27 protein-coding genes and 1 pseudogene are annotated in these 26,489 nt (G+C 51.7%); 11 read left to right on the top strand and 17 right to left on the bottom strand.

Features of this window, described 5'->3' with window-relative positions; all coding sequences use genetic code 11:
- Window positions 1–7: 7 nt before the first annotated feature.
- From H8710_RS04660 to pyrH, 8 genes are all read right to left on the bottom strand, one after another.
- Window positions 8–499: a DUF6998 domain-containing protein gene (locus tag H8710_RS04660; RefSeq protein ID WP_249294250.1), complete on the bottom strand. Its 492-nt coding sequence runs from the start codon at window positions 497–499 to the stop codon at window positions 8–10.
- Between the two features lie 34 nt (window positions 500–533).
- The gene (gene ispG, locus H8710_RS04655) at window positions 534–1,577 is read right to left on the bottom strand and encodes a flavodoxin-dependent (E)-4-hydroxy-3-methylbut-2-enyl-diphosphate synthase (RefSeq protein WP_249294249.1); all 1,044 of its coding nucleotides are present in this window, start codon (window positions 1,575–1,577) and stop codon (window positions 534–536) included.
- A 203-nt stretch (window positions 1,578–1,780) separates the two neighbouring features.
- Entirely contained in the window at window positions 1,781–2,797 is a 1,017-nt protein-coding gene (gene rseP / locus H8710_RS04650) for an RIP metalloprotease RseP (protein ID WP_249294248.1), read from the bottom strand.
- A gap of 121 nt (window positions 2,798–2,918) precedes the next feature.
- Window positions 2,919–4,055: a 1-deoxy-D-xylulose-5-phosphate reductoisomerase gene (dxr, locus tag H8710_RS04645; RefSeq protein WP_430413301.1), complete on the bottom strand. Its 1,137-nt coding sequence runs from the start codon at window positions 4,053–4,055 to the stop codon at window positions 2,919–2,921.
- 18 nt (window positions 4,056–4,073) lie between these two features.
- On the bottom strand, window positions 4,074–4,907 hold the full coding sequence (locus H8710_RS04640; protein ID WP_249294247.1) for a phosphatidate cytidylyltransferase: 834 nt from the start codon (window positions 4,905–4,907) through the stop codon (window positions 4,074–4,076).
- A gap of 24 nt (window positions 4,908–4,931) precedes the next feature.
- Window positions 4,932–5,642 (bottom strand): polyprenyl diphosphate synthase, encoded by a 711-nt coding sequence (gene uppS, locus H8710_RS04635; protein WP_249294246.1) that lies wholly within the window; start codon window positions 5,640–5,642, stop codon window positions 4,932–4,934.
- A gap of 3 nt (window positions 5,643–5,645) precedes the next feature.
- Window positions 5,646–6,200, bottom strand: a complete 555-nt coding sequence (frr, locus tag H8710_RS04630) for a ribosome recycling factor (RefSeq protein WP_249294716.1) — start codon at window positions 6,198–6,200, stop codon at window positions 5,646–5,648.
- A gap of 133 nt (window positions 6,201–6,333) precedes the next feature.
- A complete protein-coding gene (gene pyrH, locus H8710_RS04625) occupies window positions 6,334–7,044 on the bottom strand; it encodes a UMP kinase (RefSeq protein ID WP_249294245.1) in 711 nt (236 codons plus the stop codon).
- 239 nt (window positions 7,045–7,283) lie between these two features.
- On the opposite strand from pyrH, the gene H8710_RS04620 reads away from it, so the two are divergent.
- The 4 genes from H8710_RS04620 to H8710_RS04605 are packed head-to-tail and all read left to right on the top strand — an operon-like array spanning window position 7,284 to window position 10,421.
- Window positions 7,284–7,907 (top strand): GNAT family N-acetyltransferase, encoded by a 624-nt coding sequence (locus H8710_RS04620; RefSeq protein WP_249294244.1) that lies wholly within the window; start codon window positions 7,284–7,286, stop codon window positions 7,905–7,907.
- A gap of 53 nt (window positions 7,908–7,960) precedes the next feature.
- The gene (locus tag H8710_RS04615; protein ID WP_249294243.1) at window positions 7,961–8,923 is read left to right on the top strand and encodes a small ribosomal subunit Rsm22 family protein; all 963 of its coding nucleotides are present in this window, start codon (window positions 7,961–7,963) and stop codon (window positions 8,921–8,923) included.
- Between the two features lie 21 nt (window positions 8,924–8,944).
- Window positions 8,945–9,538, top strand: coding sequence for a Type 1 glutamine amidotransferase-like domain-containing protein (locus H8710_RS04610; RefSeq protein ID WP_249294242.1), 594 nt, complete (start codon window positions 8,945–8,947; stop codon window positions 9,536–9,538).
- 22 nt (window positions 9,539–9,560) lie between these two features.
- Window positions 9,561–10,421: an SGNH/GDSL hydrolase family protein gene (locus H8710_RS04605; protein WP_249294241.1), complete on the top strand. Its 861-nt coding sequence runs from the start codon at window positions 9,561–9,563 to the stop codon at window positions 10,419–10,421.
- A gap of 161 nt (window positions 10,422–10,582) precedes the next feature.
- Here H8710_RS04605 and H8710_RS04600 read toward each other — a convergent pair whose 3' ends face one another.
- The gene (locus H8710_RS04600) at window positions 10,583–11,395 is read right to left on the bottom strand and encodes an endonuclease/exonuclease/phosphatase family protein (protein WP_249294240.1); all 813 of its coding nucleotides are present in this window, start codon (window positions 11,393–11,395) and stop codon (window positions 10,583–10,585) included.
- Window positions 11,396–11,768: 373 nt separating this feature from the next.
- Between H8710_RS04600 and H8710_RS04595 the strand changes: the two genes are divergently transcribed.
- On the top strand, window positions 11,769–13,910 hold the full coding sequence (locus tag H8710_RS04595; protein ID WP_249294239.1) for a beta-galactosidase: 2,142 nt from the start codon (window positions 11,769–11,771) through the stop codon (window positions 13,908–13,910).
- Between the two features lie 64 nt (window positions 13,911–13,974).
- On the opposite strand, the pseudogene H8710_RS04590 reads toward H8710_RS04595, so the two are convergent.
- From H8710_RS04590 to H8710_RS04575, 4 genes and pseudogenes are all read right to left on the bottom strand, one after another.
- Window positions 13,975–14,239: pseudogene (locus H8710_RS04590) on the bottom strand (class I SAM-dependent methyltransferase); the annotation flags it as partial.
- Window positions 14,240–14,311: 72 nt separating this feature from the next.
- Window positions 14,312–15,445, bottom strand: coding sequence for a glycerate kinase family protein (locus H8710_RS04585; protein WP_249294238.1), 1,134 nt, complete (start codon window positions 15,443–15,445; stop codon window positions 14,312–14,314).
- Window positions 15,411–15,647 (bottom strand): hypothetical protein, encoded by a 237-nt coding sequence (locus H8710_RS04580; RefSeq protein ID WP_249294237.1) that lies wholly within the window; start codon window positions 15,645–15,647, stop codon window positions 15,411–15,413. Before H8710_RS04580 ends, H8710_RS04585 begins: the two co-directional genes overlap by 35 nt.
- A gap of 31 nt (window positions 15,648–15,678) precedes the next feature.
- Complete coding sequence (locus H8710_RS04575; protein ID WP_249294236.1) at window positions 15,679–16,002, bottom strand: DUF3795 domain-containing protein; 324 nt, start codon at window positions 16,000–16,002, stop codon at window positions 15,679–15,681.
- A 149-nt stretch (window positions 16,003–16,151) separates the two neighbouring features.
- On the opposite strand from H8710_RS04575, the gene H8710_RS04570 reads away from it, so the two are divergent.
- On the top strand, window positions 16,152–16,991 hold the full coding sequence (locus H8710_RS04570) for a patatin-like phospholipase family protein (protein WP_249294235.1): 840 nt from the start codon (window positions 16,152–16,154) through the stop codon (window positions 16,989–16,991).
- A gap of 62 nt (window positions 16,992–17,053) precedes the next feature.
- Here H8710_RS04570 and H8710_RS04565 read toward each other — a convergent pair whose 3' ends face one another.
- From H8710_RS04565 to H8710_RS04555, 3 genes are all read right to left on the bottom strand, one after another.
- On the bottom strand, window positions 17,054–17,314 hold the full coding sequence (locus tag H8710_RS04565; RefSeq protein WP_249294234.1) for a hypothetical protein: 261 nt from the start codon (window positions 17,312–17,314) through the stop codon (window positions 17,054–17,056).
- Between the two features lie 85 nt (window positions 17,315–17,399).
- The gene (locus H8710_RS04560) at window positions 17,400–17,579 is read right to left on the bottom strand and encodes a hypothetical protein (RefSeq protein WP_249294233.1); all 180 of its coding nucleotides are present in this window, start codon (window positions 17,577–17,579) and stop codon (window positions 17,400–17,402) included.
- Entirely contained in the window at window positions 17,576–17,752 is a 177-nt protein-coding gene (locus H8710_RS04555; RefSeq protein WP_249294232.1) for a prepilin-type N-terminal cleavage/methylation domain-containing protein, read from the bottom strand. The genes H8710_RS04560 and H8710_RS04555 overlap by 4 nt, the downstream gene beginning before the upstream one ends.
- A 138-nt stretch (window positions 17,753–17,890) precedes the next feature.
- Here H8710_RS04555 and H8710_RS04550 point away from each other — a divergent pair, with 138 nt between their 5' ends.
- A complete protein-coding gene (locus H8710_RS04550; protein WP_249294231.1) occupies window positions 17,891–18,493 on the top strand; it encodes a helix-turn-helix domain-containing protein in 603 nt (200 codons plus the stop codon).
- A gap of 97 nt (window positions 18,494–18,590) precedes the next feature.
- On the opposite strand, the gene sigK is transcribed toward H8710_RS04550, so the two are convergent.
- On the bottom strand, window positions 18,591–19,283 hold the full coding sequence (sigK, locus tag H8710_RS04545; RefSeq protein ID WP_249294230.1) for an RNA polymerase sporulation sigma factor SigK: 693 nt from the start codon (window positions 19,281–19,283) through the stop codon (window positions 18,591–18,593).
- 386 nt (window positions 19,284–19,669) lie between these two features.
- Here sigK and H8710_RS04540 point away from each other — a divergent pair, with 386 nt between their 5' ends.
- From H8710_RS04540 to H8710_RS04525, 4 genes are all read left to right on the top strand, one after another.
- Window positions 19,670–21,151, top strand: a complete 1,482-nt coding sequence (locus H8710_RS04540) for a hypothetical protein (RefSeq protein ID WP_249294229.1) — start codon at window positions 19,670–19,672, stop codon at window positions 21,149–21,151.
- Window positions 21,152–21,166: 15 nt separating this feature from the next.
- On the top strand, window positions 21,167–21,625 hold the full coding sequence (locus H8710_RS04535; protein WP_249294228.1) for a hypothetical protein: 459 nt from the start codon (window positions 21,167–21,169) through the stop codon (window positions 21,623–21,625).
- Window positions 21,626–21,807: 182 nt separating this feature from the next.
- A complete protein-coding gene (locus H8710_RS04530; protein ID WP_249294227.1) occupies window positions 21,808–22,353 on the top strand; it encodes a hypothetical protein in 546 nt (181 codons plus the stop codon).
- A gap of 253 nt (window positions 22,354–22,606) precedes the next feature.
- Window positions 22,607–26,158 carry an endo-alpha-N-acetylgalactosaminidase family protein gene (locus H8710_RS04525; protein ID WP_249294226.1) on the top strand — a complete coding sequence of 1,184 codons (3,552 nt, stop codon included), beginning with the start codon at window positions 22,607–22,609 and terminating at the stop codon, window positions 26,156–26,158.
- The last annotated feature ends 331 nt before the right edge of the window (window positions 26,159–26,489 follow it).

The following is a 26,489-nucleotide window of genomic DNA, read 5'->3' as shown; positions in this document are numbered from 1 at the left end:
ACATTGGTCATATGGCTTCATAAATTTTCAGGCACTTTTCCTTCAAATTCTTGGTTAAAGATAAATTCCAGGCCTGCATTCTGCTATGCCACTTTTTGTTCGCTAAAAAAGTATCCCAGTCCATTTGATAAATAGATTCCAACTTGTAATTTTCATCAAATTTACATACGATTACATATTCAAATTTTTGGGTATCTATTTTGGAAGAATTCTTCGGTTCCAACCCATAAAAAACGCTTGTCACGTTTTTACTAGTCGACTTGATACTGTAACGGTCTCCCTTTCGGCTAATAGCATCGATATTCTCTGTCCCTACAGGAGCCGGAGAAAGATTCGGTAAATTGGGAGTATTGTTATAATATTGAATTGCCAGGTATTCTCCCAAATCACCGATTACGTTATTTGTCCTTATAACTTCTCGATCCTTTAATTCCTTGATAATATCGCTATACATCCGTATCAAGCCATCGGTCGGAATTTCATGAAAACTATTTTCCATCCTTTTACACACCACTCTTATCTACTTTAGCTCCCTACAGCTTCTCGATCTCCTCCATCAGCGCGTCGAGGATTTCCCCCTCCGGCACTTTGCGCAGGATTTCTCCCTTTTTGAAGAGCACCCCGCAGCCCACGCCGCCCGCCACGCCGATGTCGGCTTCTTTGGCCTCGCCGGGCCCATTGACGACGCATCCCATGACCGCGACCTTGATAGGTTTCTGCACCGTCTTGAGCCGCTCCTCCACCTGGTTCGCAAGGGAAATAAGGTCGATCCGCGTCCGGCCGCAGGTAGGACAGGAAACCACTTCTGGCCCCTCGAACATTCCGATACTTTTGAGGATGTCCCGCGCCGCTTCCACTTCTTGGACCGGGTCGGCGGTCAGGGAGACCCGGATGGTCTCACCGATACCCTGAAGCAGCAGGCTCCCAATGCCCACAGCCGACTTGATGATCCCCATCCGCTCGGTCCCCGCCTCGGTGACGCCCAAATGCAGCGGGTAGCTGCACTGCCTAGCTAAGAGGGCGTAAGCTTCTACCATGGTCTTCACGTTGGAGGACTTGATGGAGATGACGATCTGGTCAAAATCAAACTTTTCCAACAGCCTTGCGTGATATAGTCCGCTCTCCACCAGAGCTTCCACCGTCGGTCCGCCATGTTTCGCCAAAATCCCCTTTTCCACCGAACCGGAGTTCACCCCGATGCGGATGGGCACCCTCGCTTTTCTACAGGCGTCGGCTACCTCTTTAACCCGGCTGTCGTCACCGATATTTCCGGGGTTGAGACGGATTTTGTCCACTCCCGCCGCCACTGATTCCAGCGCCAGCCTGTAATCGAAATGGATGTCTGCTACCAACGGAATTTTGACCTTTTCCTTGATGGCGGGAATCAGTTTCACCGCCTCTTTATCGGGGATGGCCGCCCTGATGATATCGCACCCGGCTTCCTCCAGGCGGACTGCCTGTCGGACACTTCCCTCAATATCGGTGCTGGGCACGTTTAACATTGACTGGATATAGACTTTCCCCTCACCGAACAGCAAATCTTTCAGTTTTACCGGGATGACTTTTCGTTCCATCATCTAAAGCACGCTCCGTTATCTCAGGCGGCAACTGAGCCGCGAATTTTGCATATAAAATAAGTATAGCATAAAAGAGGGATTTTTTCACCTGTTCCTGCGGATTTTTTCTCCCGGATTTGCGGAAAATTCAAGCCTAGCGTGCCGGAGACCGTTTGGCACATACAAAAAGCCGCGGGATTTTAAATCCTGCGGCAAATTTTTTATCAGCCTTTAAACAGCTTCAATATATCGTTGAAGGTCACGGCAATCATCAGTAAAATCACCGCAATAAATCCCGCCATGTGGATGTACCCCTCGTACTCAGGTTTGATGGCCTTGCCTCTTATGGCCTCGACAAGCAGGAACAACAGCCGTCCGCCGTCCAGCGCCGGGATGGGCAGAAGGTTGAAGATTCCCACATTGATGGTGATAAATGCCAGCAGCAGAATGAGGTTCGGCCAGCCGACCCGCGCTACCTCGCCGACCACCTGGGTCATGCCCACCGGCCCCGAAAGGTCATTGAAGGAAGCCTGCCCCGTCACCAAATCGACGAGGGAAACCCATATAAGCCGCGCAATACAAACCGTGTATTTAGCCGAGTAGGTCACAACGCCTAAAAAAGTCTTTTCGACCGCCTGCACCTTGATGCCCAAACCGCCGTCGTTTTTGGTGTTGTACCGCACGGAATCCAGCGTGATCTTCTCGCCGTCACGCCGCACCACCATGGAAACGTTTTGATCCGGGTCCCGCATCAGCTCATAGCTGATGTCACCGGTGACAAACATGGTGCGTCCATTGACCTTGAGGATGGTGTCCCCTGCCTGCAGGCCGCTCTGGGCCATGAGGGAATCGGGCCGAACCTCCGCCAAAGTGTTTGTGACGATGGAAGATTGGGACATGGTCATTCCCACCAGCACCAGAAAACCAAGCACTACATTCATGATTGCGCCGGCGCAGATGATGAGGATTCGCTTCCAGACGTTCTGGTTGCTGAAGGCCCGCTCGTCGTCGGACGGCCCCTCTTCCCCTTCCATGCTGACGAAGCCGCCAATGGGAAACGCCCGCACCGAATAAGTAGTTTCTTTGCCTTTTTTGCGGAAAAGAGTAGGTCCCATGCCGATGGCGAATTCGTTGACCTTGACGCCGCAGAGCTTGGCGGTAATAAAGTGGCCGAATTCATGTATCAGGATGATGACGATAAAAATCAGAAGTGTAAGCAGAATGTTGACGAATATTTGCATGTTACCTCCAAAGCGGATTTCCGCTTCTACCAGGGGCGTGGCCCCGTCATTTCACAGCCGCCTGATACCGCGTTGGATTTTCATCAGGAAAATGCTGCACCCAAAACCGGTTAAGGCACGCTTAAATCGAAGAAAGGACGAATTCCCGGGCCGCCGCCTCGGCGTTCAAGATATTGTCTACCGTGACCTCGCCGCGGCCGTCCAGCTCCAAAACCCGCTCGTTCAGCTCGGCGATTTGCAGAAAGGAAATCTTCCCGTCGAGAAAAAGCTGCACCGCCAGTTCATTGGCGCAGTTCATCAGGGTAGGATAGAGTTTTCCCCGCCGAATGGCCTCTTTCGCCGTCTTGAGGCAGGAAAAAGTTTCCATGTCAGGCTCGTAAAAGGTGAGCTTCCCCACCTCCCACAGGTTGAGAGGCTTCGTCGGACAAGGTCTCCGTTCCGGATAAGTAATTGCGTACTGGATAGGGAGCTTCATGTCCGGCATTCCCAACTGGGCAATAACTCCACAGTCTTCGAACTCTACTGCCGAATGGATGATGCTCTCCCGGTGGATCACAACCTCGATTTGTTCCGGCGGCACATCGAACAGCCAGTAAGCCTCGATGAGCTCCAGTCCCTTGTTCATCATGGTGGCGGAATCGATGGTGATTTTCTGCCCCATACTCCAGTTGGGATGGTTCAAGGCGTCCTTTTTGGTCACATATTGTAATTCCGCTCTGGTTTTCCCGAAAAAAGGGCCGCCGGAAGCGGTTAGTAGTATTCTATTCACCTTGCAGTGCCGATATCCATTGAGACACTGAAAAATTGCCGAATGTTCGCTGTCTACCGGCAGAACCGGTACATTTTGTACCTTCGCCCGTCTCATGACTAGCTCTCCGCCGGTGACCAGAGTCTCTTTGTTTGCCAGGGCGATCTCCTTGTGGGCGTCGATAGCGGCCAGGGTGGGCCGCAGCCCAATCATGCCGCTAACGGCGTTGAGCACCATGTCCGCTTCTGCTAAGGAAGCCGCCTCGCAGAGTCCCCCGATGCCTGTGACCACCCTGACGGGCAGGTCGGCCACTCGCGCCTTCAGGCTATGATACCGGCTTTCATCGAAAATGCAGACGAGCTGAGGCCGAAACCGTCTCGTCTGCTCCTCCAAAAGCGCTTCATTGCTGTATGCGGCAAGCCCCATGACCGAAAAGCCGTGGGCCTCGCAGACTTCTAAAGCCTGGGTGCCGATAGAGCCGGTGGAGCCCAGGATGGATAATCGTTTCAACAGTCCGTTCCTCCAAGATCAAAGGTATGTGATCACCGGGATCACCTGGATCAGCAGGTAAAAGGTAGGGGCCACCAGCAAAAAGCTGTCAAACCGGTCCATGACCCCGCCGTGGCCCGGCATGATGTTTCCGTAATCCTTGATGCCGGTCTGACGCTTGATAACCGATGCCAGTAAATCCCCCGCCATGCCCGCCGCCGCGCACAGAAGCCCCAGCACCATCACCATAAACCAGTTAAAGCTAACCGATATGTCCATGCTCCCAAGAATCGCCTGATAACCAAGACAAAATAGCGGATAGCAAATCGTCGTTACAAGCAGTCCTCCAACAGCACCCTCCACCGTTTTGTGGGGGCTGATAAGGGGAGCCATTTTGTGCTTGCCGAAGGCCCGGCCCGAAAAATAAGCTGCGCTGTCGGTGAGCCAAGCAGCCGCACAGACTAGGAAGGTGTAAAAGATTCCGTGCTCATGGAAATCACGCATGAGGATGGTCATGGAAAAGGCTACCGGCACCACCAGGGAGATGAAAAAGGCGATGGCGATCTCCTGAAATTTTACCTTTTCATGGCACTTGAGCAAGACGGAGAAAAGGATAGTGAAGTATCCCACCGTTACGTAAACGTGGATATTTTTCACATCCAATGTCTCGAAAAACGGAACCACCAGCGCATAGAGGCAGGAAGCCGCCAAAATCACCGGATTCTTTACGTATTTTGTCGAGTGTAAAAGCTCATATACCGCAATTGCGCCGATGAGGGCGATAAAAAAGTTAAAGAGGATGCTGTTGTAGCAAAATAGCGCCACCGCTAGGAGCGCCAGCGCCACAACGGCGGAAATGATACGCTGTTTCATTGATTTTTCCTATGGCGGGCGCGATTATACACCGCCGAACCGCCGGTTCCTTCTGCTGTATTCATTGAGGGCCGCATCCAGGTCTGAGGGTTTGAAGTCAGGCCACAAAATGTTATCCATAAAAACGTACTCGGCGTAGGCCGACTGCCAGATGAGGAAGTTTGATAGCCGATACTCCCCGCTGGGCCGGATAATCAGGTCCACCGGCGGATCGTCGCCGGTATACAGGTTTCGCTCCAGCATCTTTTCGTCGATGTCGTCGGGATTCAGCTCCCCGGCAGCCGCCATTTTTGCGAGTCTTTTGGCCGCCGCAGTGATTTCCGCCCGACCGCCGTAGTTGATGGCGAGATTGAGAGTAAGCCCGGTGCTTTTGGCGCTGGTGTCCACCGCCCGCTTCATTTTCTGCTGGATGTCCTCATCGAAAACGCTGAGATCTCCCAAAAAACGGACCCGGATGTTTTCTTCGATGTAATCGTCCATCTCATCCAGGTAGTTGCGAAGAATCTTGATGATGCCGTCGATCTCATCCTGAGGCCGCACCCAGTTTTCGGTGGAAAAAACGTACATGGTCATGTACTTTAAACCGATTTGGTTGGCGTACCGGGCGATGGCTCGGAAGGCATTGGCCCCGGTGCGGTGCCCGAATTTGCGGGGAAGCCCCCGCTTTTTGGCCCACCGCCCGTTGCCGTCCATGATGACTCCGATATGCTGGGGAAGTGTATTCTGATCGATCATCCGTTAGATCTCCATGATTTCTTTTTCTTTGGCGGCAATCATCTTGTCGATCTCGTCGCAGTATTTGTCGGTGTATTTCTGGACGTCTTTTTCGCCGTCTTTTACGTCGTCCTCGGTGATTTCCTTGGCTTTGAGCTTGGCCTTGATCTTTTCAATGGCGTCACGGCGCACACCGCGGACAGCTACTTTGCCCTCTTCACCGTATTTGTGGATTTCCTTTGCAAGGTCTCTGCGGCGCTCTTCGGTCAGAGGGGGAAAATTGAGGCGGATGACTTTGCCGTCGTTGTTGGGGGTGATACCGATGTCGGTGGCAAGAATCGCCTTCTCGATGGCCTTGAGGCTCGAAGCATCCCAGGGCTGGATCATCAAAGTGCGGGCGTCGGGAACAGAAACAGCCGCCATCTGGTTCACTGGAGTCATGGTTCCGTAGTAGTCGACGCTCACTTTATCCAGAACCGCGGGATTGGCGCGGCCGGCGCGGATAGAACCTAGCTCTTTTCCCAGTGCTTCTACGGTTTTGTTCATCTTGCTGTCAGCTTTTTCAAGAATTTCTTTCATTGTCATCTATGTCCTTTCTTACTGGGCATCGATGCCCGTTTTTATTTAAAGGTGTCGCAAAAAGTCCTGTTGTAAAACAACTAGGCTCTGTCACGTGTCCGCAATCTCCGATTGCATTAACAGGGCGGAGTTGTTATTCCGGGATGACCACAGTGCCGACTTCTTCTCCCCTGACCGCTGCCACGATGTTCTGCGGCTGCTTGAGGTTGAACACCAGCATGGGCAGGCCGTTGTCCTTGCACATAGAGGCGGTGGTGGAGTCCATGACCCCCAGATTCTGCCGCAGCACCTCGCTGCAGGTAACGGTGTCATACTTGACCGCATCGTCAAACTTGTTGGGGTCCTTGTCGAATACCCCGTCGGCCATGGTGGCTTTGAAGATCACATCCGCTTCGATTTCCGCCGCCCGCAGGGAGGCCGCCGTATCGGTAGAGAAGAAGGGATTTCCGGTGCCACATCCAAAGATGACCACCCTTCCCTTTTCCAAGTGGCGCACTGCCCGGTTACGAATATAAGGCTCAGCCACCTGCTGCATAGCGATGGCTGTCTGCACCCGGACGTCCACGCCCTGTTCCTCCAAAGCGTCCGCAACAGCCAGGGCGTTCATAGCGGTACCCAGCATGCCGATGTGGTCGGCACGGGTCCGATCCATGGCGCCGCTCGACCGGCCGCGCCAGAAGTTGCCGCCGCCGACGACGACACCGATCTGTGCGCCCAAATCGACACATTCTTTGATCGCCTTGCAGATAGGATTGATGACGTCAAAGTCCAAACCGAATTTTTTGTCCCCCGCAAGGGCCTCTCCGCTTAATTTCAGCAGGATCCTTTTATATTTGAGCTCCACTGGAAAACACTCCCGTCTTTGTTTTTAGTCAGTACTATTCTACCCTATCTTTGCTCCAAAGTAAAGTGGGAAGTTTACATTTTCTCGGTTTTCCCTGTGAATTTTTCTTAAAATTCGGCCTAGTAAAGGGTTTCCCGGCCCTCTTGAGGTGAGAAAAACCGTTTTCAAAAAACGATTGTCAAAGTGAAGCCTATCAGGTATAATAGCTTTATCACTAGCGCTTTATGGAGGAATATCATATGGTATCGCTGGAAGAATATCTCTCCAATCCTTGTGGGACGCTGTCCATTCCTTTTTGGAAAGCGGAAACCATCAGACTGCCTGACAACATGCGGATTATCCACCAAAGCCGGTTTTTTCCGGAATCCTTTGCAGAATATACGGACGAACCCTATTTTCGCCTTTACCATGACTTACAGGCCATTCCAAAGCCCGATTTACCCCAGATTGAGCTTCTCCCCTGTAAACGACCAGACGACATGGTTTCCCTCATCAATGGCTCCTACATCGATTTGCAGGTCGACCGCCGGCAGATAGAAAGCTACACAAAAACTCCTATTTATGCCCCGGATTTGTGGCTGCTGGCCACGGAAAAAAACACCGGAAAAATTGTCGGCGGTGGAATAGCGGATTATCACGAAGAGACAGGTGAGTTAATTTTGGAGTGGATTCAGGTTTTGCCGGAATACCGCAGGAAGGGGATCGGACGTGCGATCGTAAATGAACTGCTCGCTCGAAAACAAGGCGCGGCGCAGTTTGCAACCGTTTCCGGAAAAGCAAACAACCCGGACAATCCTGAGGCGCTTTACCGTGCTTGCGGCTTCACCGGACAGGATATCTGGCATGTACTGCGCAAAAAATAAGCAATTCTCCCTTTATCTGCCGATAAAATCTAACGTTGAATGGAGCAATCTTTATGGATTTTCCCCTCCCCCTTCGAACCGCCCTGGAAGCCCGTCTTGACGGACTTTCCCAGTCCCAGCTGATAAAAAACGCCCAAACTTTGAGCGTCCGCTACCGCGAAAAAAGCGGCTCCGGCCAGCGGCTTTTGACCACCGAAGCCGAAGCCGCCGCCTATGCCGCCACCCGGATGCCCGCCACCTTCGGGGCAGTTTCCGCTGCCCTGTCGTACGCTCTCCAGTGTACGGATCTGCGTCCCGCCACCCTCCTGGACGCAGGAGCCGGAACCGGCGCCGCCTGCTGGGCGGCGGATGCACTTCTGAACCTCAGCGAAATCACCTGTCTCGACCGTGAGGGGGCTATGCGCCGCCTGGGAGAGGCCCTGATGAAAACGGGTTCCCCAGCCCTTCAGTCCGCCCGCTGGATTGATCGGGACGTCATAAAGGAAAATCTGGGTGTGACGGCGGATCTGGTCGTCGCCTCCTACGTCCTCAACGAGCTCTCGGAGGAAAATCGCCTCAAAGCGGCCCGGAATCTCTGGAACGCCGCAGGACAGATGCTCCTCATAGTGGAGCCCGGCACCCCCGCCGGATACGCCCATCTGCGAGAAATCCGTTCCCTTCTCCTGAAGGAAGGCGCTCATATGGCCGCCCCATGCCCTCACGAAAACGCCTGCCCCCTGCCGGAGGATGATTGGTGCCATTTCACCTGCCGCGTCGCCCGAAGCCGCCTCCACAAGCAGTTAAAGAGCGGCGACGCCCCCTATGAAGACGAAAAGTTCTGCTATCTGGCCCTGACCCGGAAGGAATGCACACCCGCCATCACCCGCATCCTTCGCCACCCCCGCATCGACCCGGGCAGAATCACCCTTCAGCTCTGCACAAAAGAGAGCCTTGCTGTGCGGGAAGTCCGCAAAAAGGACGGCCCTCTTTTTAAAGCCGCCCGCAAAGCAAACTGTGGGGATTCCTTCCCGGAATAAGGAGATGATTTTACGCTGATCTTGACTTCCAACGGCCTCAGTTCTGACCCTCTGCTGCGAGAAACTGCCCAGCGGTTGCGCGGCAAAACAGCCGCCCTTATCACCACCGCCTCTCTGGGCTATAAGGAAAAGGACTGGAACGTTCCCCGCCTCACCGAGGAGCTCCACTCCCTGGGGCTCTCGACAGAGTGCGTCGACTTGGACGAGGAGCCGCCGGAAACCCTTCTCTCCTTCGATGTAATCGAGCTCATGGGAGGAAACCCCTTCTATCTTTTAAAGAGGATGAAGGAAACAAACTGCACCCCTGTCCTTAAAACCCTCGCCGCGGAAAAAACCGTCATCGGTGTCAGCGCCGGAAGTCTGGTTTTGCAACGTTCCATCGAACTGGCCGCCGGGTTCACCCCGGAAATGAACAGCCAAGTCGGCCTCTCCGACCTGTCGGGCCTTGGGCTCACCGAATCGGAAATTTTTCCCCATTATCACAAATTTCTCCCCCGATTCGACCGGCTGGAAGAACGGATCAAAGAATATGAGAGCCGCAAAGGCTCTGCTGTGATCCGCCTCGATGACGGCCAGGGAATATTTGTGGATGATGAAAACTTTTATCTTATCTGACAATAGAAAGGACACCATTGCTATGACTGTAAAATCTATGATCTCCCTCGCCTGCGCCGCGGCTCTCGCCCTGATGATGACGGCGGGCTGCGCCGCTCCTGGAGCCAGCCTCTCTCTGCCTTCGACCAAAGTGATGGACTTTGACGCGCCCCTCACCCTGAAAAAACCCGCCGAGCCGGTCAAAGAAAGCCCGGAGGTGCTGTTTTTGGGCAACAGCTTCACCTTTTACAACGACCTGCCCCAGACCTTTCTGGAACTGTCCTACGAAGGCGACTTTTCTCCCGAAGTCTACGACTACACCGAGGGCTACTATCAGCTCCGGATGTTTGCCGACCCGCAGGACGAACTGGGAGCGGAGGTTTACGATGCCCTGGAAAATTACAGTTGGGATTACGTAATTTTGCAGGACCACAGCCTGTTGCCCGCCATCCAGGCTGAGGAGCTCATGTACCCCGCCGCCCGAACGCTGGACAAAATGGCCAAAGACGCAGGGGGATGTTCTGTTTTCCTCATGACCTGGGCCTACCGGGACGGCTACGACCTGAGCGAAATGGGCCTGGACACACAGGCCACCAGGGAGGAAATGCAGACGCAGCTTTCCAAAAGCTACACCGCCATTGCCGACGAGCTGGACGCGCTCCTCTGCCCGGCGGGAATCGCCTTTATGCGGAGTATTGCCCAACACCCCGATATTGATCTCTGGGACGAAGAAGACGGCCAGCATCCCTCGGAAGCCGGAAGCTATCTTGCCGCCTGCTGCATGTACGCGACCATTTATAATGAATCCCCCGTGGGACTCACCTACCTGACGGAGAACCTGGACGCCGACACCGCCGCAAAGCTTCAGCAAATCGCATCGGATACGGTTCTGAGCACCGAATGACAGCGGTATGAAGGCAGCGCTTTGCCACAAGTGTCGGTCTGTAAATTAAAATTGCTTTACAGCGATCAAATACCCTCTGTGCTACTGGCACAGAGGGTATTTTTTGATTTGGATAAAAAAACAGCTTCGAACGGCTTTCCGTTCAAAGCTTGATATAATCCTTACTCTGACAGTTCTTCCTTGAGCCTCAGTACCGCCACAAGCGGAAAATGATCGGAAGGGTACATGCCGTCGATGGCCGTCGTGTCGATATACGCGTCGTCGATCTCGAACTCCTCGCTGACGAAAATATAGTCGATGGGCTGTTCTTTGTATTTGCCTTTGAAGCCGTGGTAAGTGTTGCGGATTTCGCCTGCGTCAAAGCTCTGATAGATGTTTGTGAGCTTGATGTCGTCAAAGGTGTGAAGGTTCTCGCTGAGCATCTGGATCGGCTTGCTGTCCGGCTTGCAGTTTAAATCCCCCATAAGGATGGTGGGGAGTTTTTCAATGCTGTTCAGCTTGTGCATGTATTCTAAAATGATCCGCACGCTTAGCGTCCGCGCCATGGGGCAGACATGGTCGAAATGGGTGTTAAATACCCGGATGCGCCTCCCAAAATGTCGCACATAGAGCTCGCAGACGGTGCAGATTCGCGGGAAAATGGAAAAGTAGGCTCGGCTCCCGTATTTTTCTGGCTTTTTCGAGAGCCAGAAGGTCTTGTTGAATTTCACATCGGTGGGTTTTCCTTTAAACAGGATGGCCGACTCTTCGTTTTTGAGCTTTCTCGTCCGCCCGAAGCCGAAAACGCTGTAATCTTCCAGCATGGCGCGGATGTCCTCTTCCATAGAGGGCAGCAGTTCCTGCACGCCGATGATGGTGGCGCCCGATTCCTCAATCATTTTCCGCACCAGCTCCCGCCGGGTGCGCCAGCGGTTTTGCCGGGCGAAAAAGGAATCCCGTTTTAAATTAAATGAAGCAACTTTAATGGCCGTCATGCCGCTTCCTCCCTGAATGTGAGAATTGGACTTCCTTATGGAGTTCTGATTATTATAACGCTGCTGAGGCGCGAAACACCTCAAACAAAACAGAATATTTTAAAATTTATCTTGCCTGCACTCCTATATTATACCCTTTTTTGATGAAAAGCAACAAAATTTTTGTAATTTATCTGTATAATCAGTTCTAAAACAGTAGGATTATTCGCATCTTCTATCACATTTTTATCAACTTGATAAAAACCATTGCACCAGAATTTTCTTATGCTATACTTGTTTACAAATACACCTGATACCGGCAAAGCCGGTTATCCGCTGTTTCACGGCGAGCCGTCTAAACAGCAAACACTTTTTGAACAAGGAGAACGCCGCCATGCTGAACATCACCTTTGATTCCGAAAGCTATTATCTCGACGAAACACCCTTCTTTTTCTACTCGGGAGAGATTCCCTATTTCCGCGTCCCCCGCAGGGACTGGCGCTTCCGCCTGCAAAAGCTCAAGGACGCCGGAGCCAACTGTGTGTCAACCTATATCCCTTGGGGATTCCATGAGCCTCAGGAAGGAAACATTTCCTTTGAGCCTGACAGCCAGAAGGATTTAGACGGGTTCCTGCAGCTTTGCGGTGAAATCGGGCTTTTTGTCGTCTGCCGCCCCGGGCCCCACTGCTACAGCGAATTGCGTTTTGAGGGCCTTCCGGACTGGCTCTCCCAAGATTATCCCCAGATACGGGCCGCTGATTTTAACGGCAAGCCTTTCCGCTCCTCCTCCATCTCCTATCTTCACCCGATTTTTCTCAAAAAAGCAAAAAAATGGTACGATGCCGTGCTGCCTATCCTCCAGAAGCACACCCTCTCAAACGGCGGAACGGTGGCTTTTATCCAACTGGACAACGAGCTGGGCGGCACTCACGAATGGATTTGGGGCGGTTACGACTACAATCCAGAAACCATCGGCCTGCATGAGGAAAACGGGCGGTACTCCCGTTTCCTGAAAAGCCTCTACACGGATATAGGAGAGCTGAACCGACATTATGGAACCGATTTTGCCGACTTCTCCCATGTAGAGTACGGCAAAACCAACAATCCCACTACACTCTATGAGGCGAGGCGATATGAGGATTATCTCCACTTCACTTTTGAAATGGAGGCGGAGTACATGGAGACGCTGGCCCAATGGTGCGGCGCGTACATAGACGACTGCATCTTCATCCACAACAGCGGCACCGGCGTCATGAACCCCCACTTTCTGGAAACCGCCCGGCGGCTTGATAAAAATTTCATTCTGGGCAGCGACCACTACTACAATCTCGGGAGTCACTGGCCCCAGAACAATCCCACCCCGCAGTTTGTCTCCCAATGCTTTCTTTCGATGGAAATGCTGCGGATGATGGGCTTTCCCCCAAGCATTTTTGAGTTCCCCGCCGGCTCCATCGGCAGCTGGCCCCCCATCACTGCAAAGGATATGAAATGCAGCGCCATGTCCCACCTAGCCTTTGGCATGAAAGGTCTCAACTACTACATCTTCTCCGGCGGCCCCAATCCGGAAAACATGGGGAGTACCGTCACCGAATACGATTATTCCGCGCCCGTCGGCTCCAAAAACCAGATTCGCCCCCATTATGCCGCGGTGGAGGCAGTGGGCCGCTATCTGGCAGAAAATCGTGATCTCGCCCTCTCCAAGCGGGCTACCGACCTGAAAATCGCCATCGACCTGGAGCATGTTCGCAGCGATTACTATAAAAAGAACATCGGCTTCGGCCTGGGCCACAAAGATCTTTATCAGTTCCTTCATCTCGGCCTGCTGTGCACCACTTTCTGCGGCTCCTATTCCCCGGAACTCTTAAGTGTTCACGACACTGATACTTTTTCCGACCTGTCAGTGCCTCTCATCGTCCCTTCGGCGGCGGTCATGGCGAGAAGCGTCCAGGAAAGCCTCGTCGCTTTCCTGAAAAAAGGCGGGAAGCTGCTGATTCTTCCCATGCTGCCGGAACTGGACGAATCCCTCTCCCCCTGCACCATCCTCCGGGACTACCTAGGCGGCGGTGAAACCCGCCCTATTTCCTACGACCTGCCGCTGCTAGAACTGATTGGCTTCGGACCCGCTGTTAACTCCCAGGGTAAGCTCTACGAAACCGACCTTTTGCCTGACGGAGCAGAGCGGCTTGGCTTCGACCGCATCACCGGAAAACTTACGGCCTGGGAAAAAGAGACAGAAAACAGCGGCAAAGCCATTTGGCTCGGCTTTCACTGGAACTACTGCGAGGAAGGCCAGACGAGGATGCTGGAATTCGTCCTGTCCCGTCTGGGCTACGACGGCTATAAGGCAGTGGAATGCGATAACCCGAACCTATGGGCGGTGCTCCGCACCACCGATAGCCGTGCCGTCGTCTTTGTGATGAACCTGTTCACTGAGGACATGTGCGGGACCGTCTCCCTGGATCTGCCAAAAGCCCGGGAATCAAAAGCGGTGACCGTTCCAGCCATGAGCGTCCTGACGGTGGAATTCCCGCTGTAGCGGCTGCCAATCTAAAAAACCTGAAGCACAAAAGCGCCCCGAAACCGGGGCGCTTTCTTGCGGTTTATCTCTTCCGGGCCGAGACGATGAGCATCATGGGACGGCGCAGCTCGTCAGCCATGCTTTTCACCTCCTGAAGCATTTTTCCGTCGGGCTTTGGCTCTGTGACCCGCAGCAGTTCAAAGCCGTTTGCGAGAAGCCCGTCCAGATAAGTGGTGAGCGGTCCGGTGGTATTTTGTCACCGGTTCGCCCAAGAACATCGTCTCCCGCTTGCCTTCGTCAAAATACCGGTCCACCGGAAAGTGGAGGATGTTCCCCGCTTCGTCATAGCCGGCTTCGGGCCATTTGGCCGTATTTATCAAAAAATATCGCGTCGTCGTATTTATTTTCCTTCAAGCCTGTTATTTCCTTTCCACAGCGTAAAGCCGCAGGATATTGTCCATAGTATTACGTAAATTCCGTCGCACATAAAGCTTTGCCTCGTCGAAGGGAACCGGTCCCGGCGTAATGGAAAACATAGCGGTCACCCCCTGTTTGTAGAGGAGCTCCGCACCCTCCCCTACAGCGCCAGCCACCGCCACTACCGGAATTTTCTGCCTCATCCCGTGGGCTGCCACTCCGGACACAGCCTTACCCCCGGCGCTCTGCCCGTCCATCTTGCCTTCCCCAGTAAAAATCAGGTCGGCATTGCGGATCCGGTCGTCGAACTTCATCAGTTCCAACACCATCTGTATGCCGGAGCAGAGGGTCCCGCCCAAAAAGGCGACGATGCCCGCACCGCAGCCGCCCGCGGCCCCTGCCCCCGGCAGGTAGGACACATCAACCCCCCGCTGATAGGTGATGAGCGCGGCAAGGTGGCGAAGCCCTTCATCCAGCTCCCGCACCATCTCTCCATCAGCTCCCTTCTGGGGTGCGAACACATAAGCCGCCCCATTTTCACCGTACAGGGGGTTCTCGATGTCGCAGAGAACGGTGACGTTGCAGTCTTTCAATACCTCTCGGCAGGCCGAGTCGTGATACTGGACGATGTCCTTGAGGGTGCCGCCTACCGGCAGGAATTCTCTGCCCGCTTTATCGTAAAACTTGGCTCCCAGAGCGGCTGCGATGCCTACGCCGCCGTCATTTGTACAGCTTCCGCCCAACCCTAAAGCGATGTTGCGGCAGCCGTTTTGAGCGGCGTGAAGAACCATCTGCCCCACCCCGTAGGTGCTGGCCTTCATAGGATCGAGTTTTCCTTCCACGAGGGTGATGCCCGCCGCCTGTGCCAGCTCGATGACCGCCGTATCCCCGAATCGAACGTAATAAGCCCCTACATAGTCAAGAAACGGCCCTTTGACCGTTATAGGAACCAACTCCGCCCCTGGGACAGCCTCCAAAAAGCAGTCAGCCGTCCCCTCCCCGCCGTCTGCAATGGGCAGAGAAACGACACTGCACCCTGGAAAACGAATTTTTACCTGCTCCGCCATGATTTTGACCGCCTCAGCGGCGGATAGCGTCCCTTTAAACGAATCGGGCGCGATTACGCACTTTTTCATCAGATTCCTCCACTTTTCCGGCCGTCGGCAAAAAGCGTCCGGCCGCAATTTTACGTCCGCCACGGGTTTCTGACGTTGTCCCGCAACTGATAATATCAAACAGTGTAGCATGTCCCATCGGGAAAATCTCCTCTGTTTCCGCAAAATAATTTGTCGGTTTTAATTTTTTGGTGTATAATAAACCCTGTCGCAAAGATTTCACAGAAAACCTTTATCCGCTATAGGCGGTTATCCTATCGCTTTTTCGCTTGTTCTTGCGACAAATTATCCAGTTTTTTATATTCATATACACCATTCGCCCAGTCCCTCAAATTCCTTAGCCTCACTCCTTTGTCGCCGTGTTCCGGGTCACTAAATAACGCTAATAGTTTGGGGCAGGGCATTTGTGGACAATGTCCGCAGTGTTCCAATCCTTTTTCGATACAGCATGCCGCTTTGTCACATTGTCCCCAGAACATTTGACTTTGACAGGCTTGACAGCCTTTGCAGTTTACCTTGTCTTTCCATTCGCATATTCCGCAGTATGTGCCGCAATACGCCATCATTTTCTTATCCATTTAAATACTCCTGTCATATCATCGGTTGCTAAAATAAATCATGTACGGGAGCTCTGAAAAAAATCTGAAACAATGAGGGGGAAACAACAATATTCTTCATTTCCCCACGTATCCGATACACCAATTTTCGAAGGGAGTCTGATTTAATTATGAACGGTCTTGTTCTGGAAGGCGGCGGCATGCGCGGCCTCTACACGGCGGGAGTGTTAGACTTGTTTCTGGACCGGGGAATCGTTTTCGATTACGTCATCGGCGTTTCGGCGGGAGCCTGCAACGCGGTGAGCTACCTCACCGGCCAGCGGGGACGAAACTACCACGTGAATATCGACTACATAAACGACAAGCGGTACATGAGCGCCGGAAATTTTCTGAAAGACGGCTCCCTTTTCAGTGAGGAGATGATGTTCCACACCATCCCGAAGGAGCTGCTGCCCTTTGATTATAAGGCCTTCCGGCAGTCCAAAGTGCCCTTCGTTGCCTGCTGCACCAGCTGCCTCACCGGAAAGCCCGTCTATCACAGGGTCACAGACCTGGAGGCCGACTACAAGCCGGTTCTCGCCTCCATGTCCCTCCCCCTGGTATCGAAAATGGTCCCCTACCACGGCGACCTGCTGCTGGATGGCGGCATGGCCGATCCTATCCCGGCGGAAAAGGCCCTCAAAGACGGCTGCGACAGGCTCATTGTGGTGCTCACGAGAGAAAAAGGCTACCGCAAAGCGCCGGAGAGCACCTTAAATCTCGCGAAAGTGCTCTACCGCAAATACCCGAAGCTCGTAAACGCCATCGCACAGCGCCACAACGTCTACAACGCACAGCTCGACTTGTGCCGGAAGCTGGAAGACGAAGGCCGCGCCATCCTAATAAACCCCGACGAAAAAGTCTGCATCAAACGCACCGAAAAGGACACCGCAAAGCTTGACGCCCTCTACCACTTGGGATATGAGGACGCCCGCTGCCGGGCGGATGCCGTCGAGGCGTTTCTGAAATAGCAAAACTGCCCGTGTGCTTGATGGTACACGGGCAGTTTTTCCTCTGTTCCCTGTCAGTGCTTTCATGGGCGCGCGGCCTGAAACGCCGGCAAAATCCGTAAAAATGCGCCTGCGCGGGTTCTTTTCATTAAATCCGCCTGGAAAGTCTTTTCATCCAGGGCGTTATATTTGATTCCGCTGGAAGTGCGGGTGGTGATCTTCATGATACCGGTCAGGTATTCACCGGTGAGGGCGTCTACCGGGGACCGAAACGGTTTTGCCCGTTTCCGAATATCCTCCGATGTCCAATACACCTGCCGACTGACGATTTCCTTGTTTTTCACCGTAACATAACGAGGTGATGCCGGAGGAATCCCAGATGGATTTTGATGGTGCCAGAGCCGACCTTGATTCGGTCCAGGTACTCCTTCACCGACTCGTACTCCAGCAGGGGCTTGATCTCTGCTTCTGCTGCCGAACGGGGGCAGAAGCCCTGTCTTCCCCGTGGACGCTGCAATCGATGAAAATCATGCCGTTGTCGTTGATTTGGTAGCTGTAGACGCACTTGTTATAGTGGTTCAGGCCCTGGTAGCCTGCCCCCGATTTCACGCCGCCGTGCTCTTTGAAAATCTCTTCGATCTTCGCGGTATAACCGTCTTTGCCACCGGAATTTTAAGAAAGCCGACGATGGAAGGGATGGTCACCGCCGCCAAAACGGCGATAATTTCCACCAGTGTAAAGCCTTTTTCTTTTTCACGGGCATCCTCCCCCGTTTTTTTCATTATAGCCTTTTTACAATAATTTTGCAAGAACCATGTTAAAAAATAAAACTCCAAATTCTTAAGGAAGCAAAAAACTCTACGGAGCGTTACTTGCAATTTTCCCTGTCTGCGGGTATGCTGGTTATTGGGAGTGATAATATGGACTGTACAAAAGTAGGAAGCCTCATTTTAAATCTGCGAAAAGAGAAAAAATTGACTCAAAAAGCTCTGGCCGACCTGATCGGCGTCAGCGATAAAGCTATCTCCAAATGGGAACGGGGGCTCGGATGTCCCGATGTTTCACTGCTAGGGGATTTGTCCCGAGTGCTGGGCGTCAACATTGAAAAAATTTTGTCGGGTGATCTTTCGCCCAACGATATCGACGGAGGAAACATGAAAAAATTAAAATTTTATATTTGTCCCTACTGCGGAAGCATTCTCACCGCCACCGGTGAAGCGGAGATCTCCTGCTGCGGTCGGAAGCTGGAGGCCCTGCCCCAACAGCCTGTCCAAGGTTCCCACAGTATCCGGGTGGAGGAAATAGAGGACGATTACTATGTCACCTTTTCCCATGAAATGACAAAAAAACATTACTTGACCTTTATGGCGTGCGCAGAATATGACAGAGTGCTGCTCGTAAAGCTCTACCCCGAGCAGAGCGGCGAGGTTCGCTTCCCCAAGATGCGCCGCGGCGGCAAAATTTACTTCGGATGTAGTCAGCATGGCCTGTTTGCAACCGATATAGCGTCTGCCATACGCTGAACCTGCTTAAAACAAAAAGAACTGTGGAATGAAATCCACAGTTCTTTTTCTGTTGCCGCATTTTATTGCAAAAAACCAACTGCTATTTGTCTCACAGTCAAAACTGTTCGGGAAAACACTCTTTCAGCGTTTCCAGGGCCTTTTTCTCAATACGACTTACATAGGAGCGGGAGATCTGAAGCTTTTTGGCAATTTCCCGCTGGGTCAGCGGCTTTTTGCCGTGGAGGCCATACCGCATCTCAATAATGGTCTGCTCCCTGGGCTCCAGACTCTCCCGGATATGCCGGTACAGTTCCTCCGACTTCATCTTAAGGTCGATAATGTCCACGACATTTGTATCGTCGGCGATCAAATCCAGCAAGGTAAGAGGATTTCCATCCTTATCGGTTTCGATGGGGTCGTTCATATAGAGGTCGCCGCTGGTCTTTTTAAGGCTGCGGAAATGCATAAGTATCTCGTTGTCGATGCACCGGGAAGCGTAGGTTGCAAACTTGCTTCCCTTGTCGTAGGAAAAGGTGGACACCGCCTTGATCAGCCCAATGGTGCCGATGGAGAGCAAATCCTCCTGGTCACAGCCAGATGTGCTGTATTTTTTGACGATGTGAGCCACCAGCCGCAGGTTGTGCTCGATGAGTTCGTTCCGCGCTTCCAGGTCTCCATTGGCCGCCTTTTGAAAACACTCCTGCTCTTTGGCGGGAGAAAGGGGTTTCGGAAAATGATTCTGCCGCTCCAGGTGGAGGGCGAAAAACAGCAGGTGGGACATGACATAGGACAAGAGTTCGGAAAACATGGCGTTCAGCTCCTTTGAAGCCATGTATATGCGAAAAGAAGGGTTATTTTGTTTGTCCGCTGGAAGAATCTTCTGAAAAGAGTGCGGGGACTGCCCCGTATATCTGCATTCATCAGAGTAAAGTTGCATTTTGGTATATTTTGTTTAAAAATGGGTTGACAAATAAAAATTTCTGTGCTATTCTGAAACCGCCATAAAGAAAGAGGCCATACCCCAAAGCGTTCCGCTTCGGCGCACAGCCCCTGACTTTTCCCATAATTGCTTATGGTTCTACTAGCACTGGTATCATAGCATAGGAAAAATGATTTGTCAAGAAAGCCGGTGAAATTCTTAGCTGTGCGAAAAACGCCTCCCTTTGTCAAATTATTTTTATGGAGGTATTTTTCATGCAAACACTGATCGGCAAAAACGGAGCCATGGTCGGCTCGGCACCCTATTTTCAGAAGCTCAACGAGGGGACGATCATCGGTGACCTGATGCGGAGCTGTTTCGGCACCGCAAATTCGACAAATTACGCGGGACTTTATGATAAACTGAAAGCGAAGTCCGACGACGCGGTGGAGGAGATTTTTTGGGATTTGAAAAAGTATGTCGGCGTGATGCGGCATTTTCCCAAAGATGACCGGGACGACCTTGTGGCGTTCATCAAGGCCCTTGAAGAGCTGAAAGGCTTCGGAAACCAAGGCTCCATCAGCAAGGCCAGCTCCTGCATTGACATTCTCACCCTCAACAGCTACGACACAAAGCCCCAATCCCGCGCCGACCTCAGGGATATAGAGGCGGCGGCAAAACGGGCGTCTCAAAAGAACCGTTCTACCGCACTCGAACTGGTCAAGCGGGCCGCCGACTACGGCATCACAAGGGCGGCGGGCAGCGACAGCTGGAAGCTCGCGTTCCTCCACGACACCATCGGCCCCTACTCCCAGGATTTTTATAAGGATCTGTACATTTACATGGACTTTCAGGAAAATCATCGGTACATGAGAGGAAAATGCTACAAGGAGCTGTGCACTCCGGAATACGTCGCAGAAATGGAGAAAGAGGTGTTCGGAAACGCGGCGGGGCAGTTTAGCGGCAGCTATAGCTATTACGCGGTGTTTTTAAACGGGCTGAAGGAAATTGCCGCCGAGCTGGAGGCGGATTTGGATAATCCCATTCAAGGGGTGCAGACGGAATATCAGGAAACATTGAAATCTGTGGCCGGCCAGCTGGATAAATTCCTAGGAACTAAGTTAAAAGGCAAAGCTGAGAGTAAGCATTTGATGTATAAGGATTCTCAAATAACTAACATTGATCCCCTACATATCACAGACAAATCCATTTCCAGAGATTATATCTTTTTAAGCCGTCAGGATTATTATTTTGAGAATGAACGCGACTATGGAGACGATCAATTTTTTGTGGAATACATGGGCGTTCGTTATCCTACCCTAAGTAAAGAAACTGTTTTGGTCACTGAGTGGGATAAGGTTGATCTTGTTTTTTTAAATAGAACGTTGGATCAATTAGTTGAAGTAGCCAATCAAGAAGAAACAAATTATACTAGAGTTTTACGTGACTCGATAAAACGTAGCCTAGACTTCAAACTTTATTTGCCTGAGGACTCACTTTATTTGGTCAATGGAACTATTTATAATAGAAATGAGGCCGGTAATTTTGTATGGACATATTTTCTTGAATCTCATAATATTAAACCAGGATATTCTGGAACTTTAGCGCAACTAGGTAGCATTTTTGGCAACGAACATCGCTTTGATGAAAGTTGGGATCGTCAGGCGCGATATGAAGGAACGAAATATTGGTATGTCCGCCAAGGCAGAGAAGACGAATTCCACGAACTCTACGACTGGCTGGTATATAAACCGTAAAAGGAAGGGATAGCAATGGTTATCCACCATAAAAAGCTTTGGAAAAATGTCAGCATCTTTTTGGCTGTTATTACTGTAATAAATGTTGCAATCCAAGTATATAACGCCCGGTACCTGCAATACTGCACTAAAATCAACGAATTGGTGAAAGGCTATACTTTTTCCCGGATTGAAATCAAACCAGGGGTCATTGAGTTGGGGAATACCGATAAAAATATTTATAAAGCAATCGACTTTCCGGAATATCGAAAATATTTTTCCATAAGCTGTTGGCAGGAACACGGCGATACGGCAAACATCATCATATTTCAGACCGGCGGCGCTGTGGACGACACCTGGGGATTCTTTTTCATTAATAATCCGGATTTCAACGACGATTTGAAAAATACCCTTAATTTGCTTCCTTTTGGTATCTATCCGCCTGAACGTCTCGGCCCAAACGTCTATTCTTACAGCACCATGACACCAAGGTAAAACAGAGCCCACCGGTACTTTGCAAAACGCCGGTGGACTGTTATCGTTCTTTATACTTTTGATGAGCCTTGGGATCGCCGAACACGCTGGAAAGGGATAAAATACTACTATTATAGGAGAGGAGAAAAAAATAAAGCATTATATGGTTTCACTTTTTATAAACCATAACATGAGAGGAAAAAATGAAAAAAGTCAGAATTGCTTGGAGCCGGGTTTTGTTTTGGACATTAATTGGGTTGTTTTTATTTGGAATATTTTGGTTTAGTTATAATACTGGAGACAGACTGTATAAAAAATATGACCGTTATTGCGCGCCTATTAACGAACTGATAAAAGACGTAGAATTCTTTTCCGGTGGCATCGGCGAGAAACAAATTGTACTCTGCGACCAAAATTATGATGTAATCAAAGTCATTCCATTCGACGGATATCAGAAATCGTTTCACATTCGACAGATGTTTCGAGATGGTGTCGATGGAGTCGTATTTTTTGAGATGGGATGGGCGGTCGACGACAGTTACGGTATCGTCTACATAAACGATTCTCAAAAAAACAAACTTTTGGATGGGTTTGATTTGATGGATCAGACCGGTTATCACAAAATTGGCACACCTAAACGAGAAAGACATGGAATTTACAATGGCCCGCATAAATGGATGCCGGACGTTACCTATTTGAAACGTCTCGGCCCAAATGTCTATTCTTACAGCACCATGACACCAAGGTAAAACCAGAGCCCACCGGCGTTTCTTAACCCAATATCAAAGCCCCCGCCCTTTCAGAAAAGGCTGGGGGCTTTTTCCTATCTCCTCCCCTTTTTTCCAGCAAATCACATTTCTGGAAGAAAAAAGAAACCTTTTTGTCTTTTCTATGGTATTCTATACAATAAACAAAATAGAATACAGTCATAATCAAAACACGCTTTTGTTGACATATTTACCAAAAGATGTTATAACAAAGCCATAAAGGAGATCGAAAGATATGAAAAGTAATAAACGCCGCAAATGGCTCATCCCCTTCACACTTTGCTTCGCGCTGGCGTCGATGCCTCTCACCTCCTGCGACCAAGGTACGGGCAATCAAGCGTTCGCGTCTGACGGCACTGTCTACGCTTCCGGCCTGTCGGCAGGGACAGGCGCTCAACAGTCCATCAACACTGCTTCCACCCCCACCCTTACCCTGTCCTCCGGCCAGATGGACGCCCTGGTCGACACAAGCTTCCCCCGGGTCATCGAATATACCATGCAAAAAGGCTCCATTAAGGGCAATAAAATGAGCGGCCAGGAGAAAAAGCTGGACACCCTACGCATCAACGGCGTCGACGTAAAACCCACAGTCAAATCCTTCCGGTCATCCGACGGCAAAAAGATTGTTTACAATATGACGGCAAAGGACGCCGCCAATAAAATAGACGCCGATATCACGGCAGAGCTTTTTGTGGAAGGAAATGTCCTCACCTTCCAGATCACCAAGATCGACAGCAGGACGGACCGGCTGAAAAATCCTTTCCAGAGCATCGAAATCCCCGATCACAGTTTGGTTTCTGTCCGTTCAAACCAGGCCGACGCCAATTTGAAAGGCGCCCGCTTCGGCACCGACACCACTTCCCGTGGAGACGAATTCTACCCTGCCACTGCGGCCCAGTCAGCAAACGGAAAAGGCTATTTTTACGCCTTTGTATCTAATAAGGAACTGAGCGCCGGACTGTCCAGCAACTCCCAGGTCGGAACTGCCGGCGGCGGTTCCGACAACTACCGGGTAGTCGCCTCGGTGGAAAATCAGTCAGGCGTAGTTAGCGTCGGCCTCCGAAGCGCCCTGTGGTACTACGACCGCATAGTCAGCGACAGCTACGATAACTCCTACGCCGTTTCCGCCATCCCGGCAGAAAAACGGGTGGTGGGCCCAGGGAAAAACGAAATGCCTTTTACCGCTAAGGTGGTCATCACAGGAGACGAAAACGGCGACCGATATATCAACTGGCAGGACGGCGCCATCGCCGCCCGAGATACTATCATTCACATCCCTTATAAAGGGAAAGAAATCCGGGACATCATCGGCACCCGGGTGGTTATGAACTTCGGAAGCCAAGCCCAGAATCCCTTTCTCACCACCCTCGACAACGCAAAAAGGGTTTACCTGAACACCGACGGCCTGGGACAGGGCATTCTCTTAAAAGGCTACCAGAGCGAGGGCCACGACTCGGGGCATCCCGACTATGACAATATCGGAACCCGAATGGGCGGCATCGACGACTTTAACACCCTGCTGAACGAAGGGAAAAAACTGAACGCCCGCTTTGGACTCCACATCAACGCCGGAGAATTCTACCCAGAATCCAAGGCTTTTAAAACCGAGGCCATGCTCCGGGATACCAGCGGAAATCTCGCCTACGGCTGGCAATGGATCGACCAAGCCGTCACCATGAACAGCCTGCGGGATATGGCCACCGGCGAGCGTGCTTCCCGCCTCCAGAGCCTTAAAAATATCGTCGGCAACCGGGTGGACTTTATCTACGTGGATATCTGGGGCAACCAGCGGTCCGGTTCGGAGGACGCCTGGCAGACCCGTAAACTCAGCGAGGAGATCACCAGCAACGGCTGGCGCATCGCGCAGGAATGGGCCTACGCAAACGAATGGGACGCCACCTATCTCCACTGGGTCAGCGATTACTCAAACGGCACAGGCGCTGACAAAGCAAAGTACAACAGCGAGGTGCTCCGATTCCTCTTTAACGGCTACAAAGACTGCTTCCTGCCCGACTACCCCCATTACGGCGGCGTAGCCAATGCCCCGCTGCTGGGCGGTTCCCCCATGCAAGGCTTCGAGGGATGGCAGAAAGAGGCCACCTACGCCCGCACCATCGAGAATATCTTTAACCAGGTGCTGCCGTCGAAATTTTTACAGCACTACGACGTGATGAAATGGCAGAACGCCGAGCAGCCCGTGGCCCTCCCCTACAACGAAAAAGCCTGGACCTTTTCCAATCAGATGAAAAGCTGGCTGCCGGAAGCGCAGATCACCTTGCAGGATAGCGACCGGAAAAACACCGTCGTCGTCACCCGCGGTACCGATAGCAAGGCCGATAAGACATTCTCCTACATAACCGAGGCCCAGAAACTCAACTACCGCTCCCGGGTCATCACCCTAAATGGCGTCACCATCTTGCAGGGCGCGCCCAAACCCGGTGAGACCGACACCAAACTCCCCGGCACCATGTCCTACCTCCTCCCCTGGTTCTGGGATGCTTCCACCGGAGAGCGGGTCAGTGCCGATAAAGAAAAGCTTTACCATTATAACAATCAGGGCGGCGAAACCACCTGGCAGCTTGTGTCCAGCTGGAAAGGCCTCAAAGAGGTAACGGTCTACGAGCTCACCGACAACGGCAGAATGAACGAAACCGTGGTACCGGTGAAAAATGGAAAAATTACCTTAAACGCCAAGGCCAACACCCCTTATGTCGTCACGCGGGGCAATTCCGAGGCTCTGACGGTTTCCTGGAGTACCGGCTCCCACCTAAAGGACGTCTCCTTTAATGCCGCAAACCTTTCTGATAACTGGACGGTCTCCGGAAATGCGGAGCGGTATCAGACCGGTTACCAAATCCCCATGTTGAAAATGAGCGGGCAGGCTCTGGTCAAGCAAACTATGACCGGGCTCACCGCCGGAAAGAAATACGCCGTTTACGTGGGCGTGGACAATCGCAGCGATGCGAAAGCCTCCATCATCGTCACAGATTCTAGCGGAAAGGTTCTGGGCTCCAATCACACTAACCGCTCCATCGCCCAAAACTACATCGGCGCAAACGTCCATAATATCAAATACCCAGCCGAAGGCAGTACGAGCTATTTCCAGAACATGTACGCCTTCTTCACCGCTCCCGGCGACGGCAGTGCCGTTTTAACACTGAGCCGGGAGGCGGGCAGCGGAAACACCTATTTTGATGATGTGCGGGTCGTAGAAGACAAAGCCTCAAACTTTACCTATGACGGCAACGGGAAGGTGACGAAATTCACTCAAGACTTCGAAAACGCCGTCCAGGGCGAATACCCCTTCGTGGTGTCCGGCATCGAAGGCCCCATCGATAACCGCCAACACCTGGCCGAAAAGCACGCCCCTTACACCCAGTCAGGCTGGGACGCCAAAAAGCTTGACGACGTCATCGGCGGCAACTGGTCGCTGAAAGTTTACGACATGGCGGGCAAAAACAAGCTGGTGTATCAAACCATCCCCCAGAATTTCCGGTTCGAGCCCGGCGTCACTTATGAAGTGAGCTTTGATTACGAGATGGGCGTCCAAAATGGCTACGCTATCGCTGTGGGAAATGGTGAGATTTCCGGCACCCCTCAAAAACTCATTCCCCTGTCGGTGGCTATGGGCGGCAAACCCGGCCGCGCCAAGTTCACCATCACCGGCGATAAGAACGGCCAGACCTGGTTTGGTATTTACGCACATACCCATATGAACGAAAATGCCCCCAAAAACAGCGATTACGACAACTTTATCCTGGACAATCTCACTATCGTTCGGAAATAGAAGCTCAGCAGCAAGGAACGAGGCAGCAACACTCTCCCCCTTACCCATAAACGCTTCATTTTCGGAAAAAGCAGGTTCCCAGTCTTTGGGACCTGCTTTTTTGATATTTTAGGGGGCGTTTGAGAAAACAATCCCCAAATTTTCTTTTCGCCAGGTATTTTCTGTGCTATAATAAACACATCCGTTGAAATTGCTTAAAGGCTGTCTCAAAAGAGGCCGTACGATAAACACCGGTGTCATTGTCTGCATTGTTATGGAGGTCATTTTTCTGGCATTGGCCACTGTTTTTCCCTTTTAAAGGAAAAAGGGGCATACTGGTCAGCGGTTTTAA

The organism is Fumia xinanensis (assembly GCF_014384905.1).
Classification (GTDB): domain Bacteria; phylum Bacillota; class Clostridia; order Oscillospirales; family Ruminococcaceae; genus Fumia; species Fumia xinanensis.
Note: the sequence above shows the minus strand (reverse complement) of the source record. Positions and strands in the feature narration are given on the sequence as shown.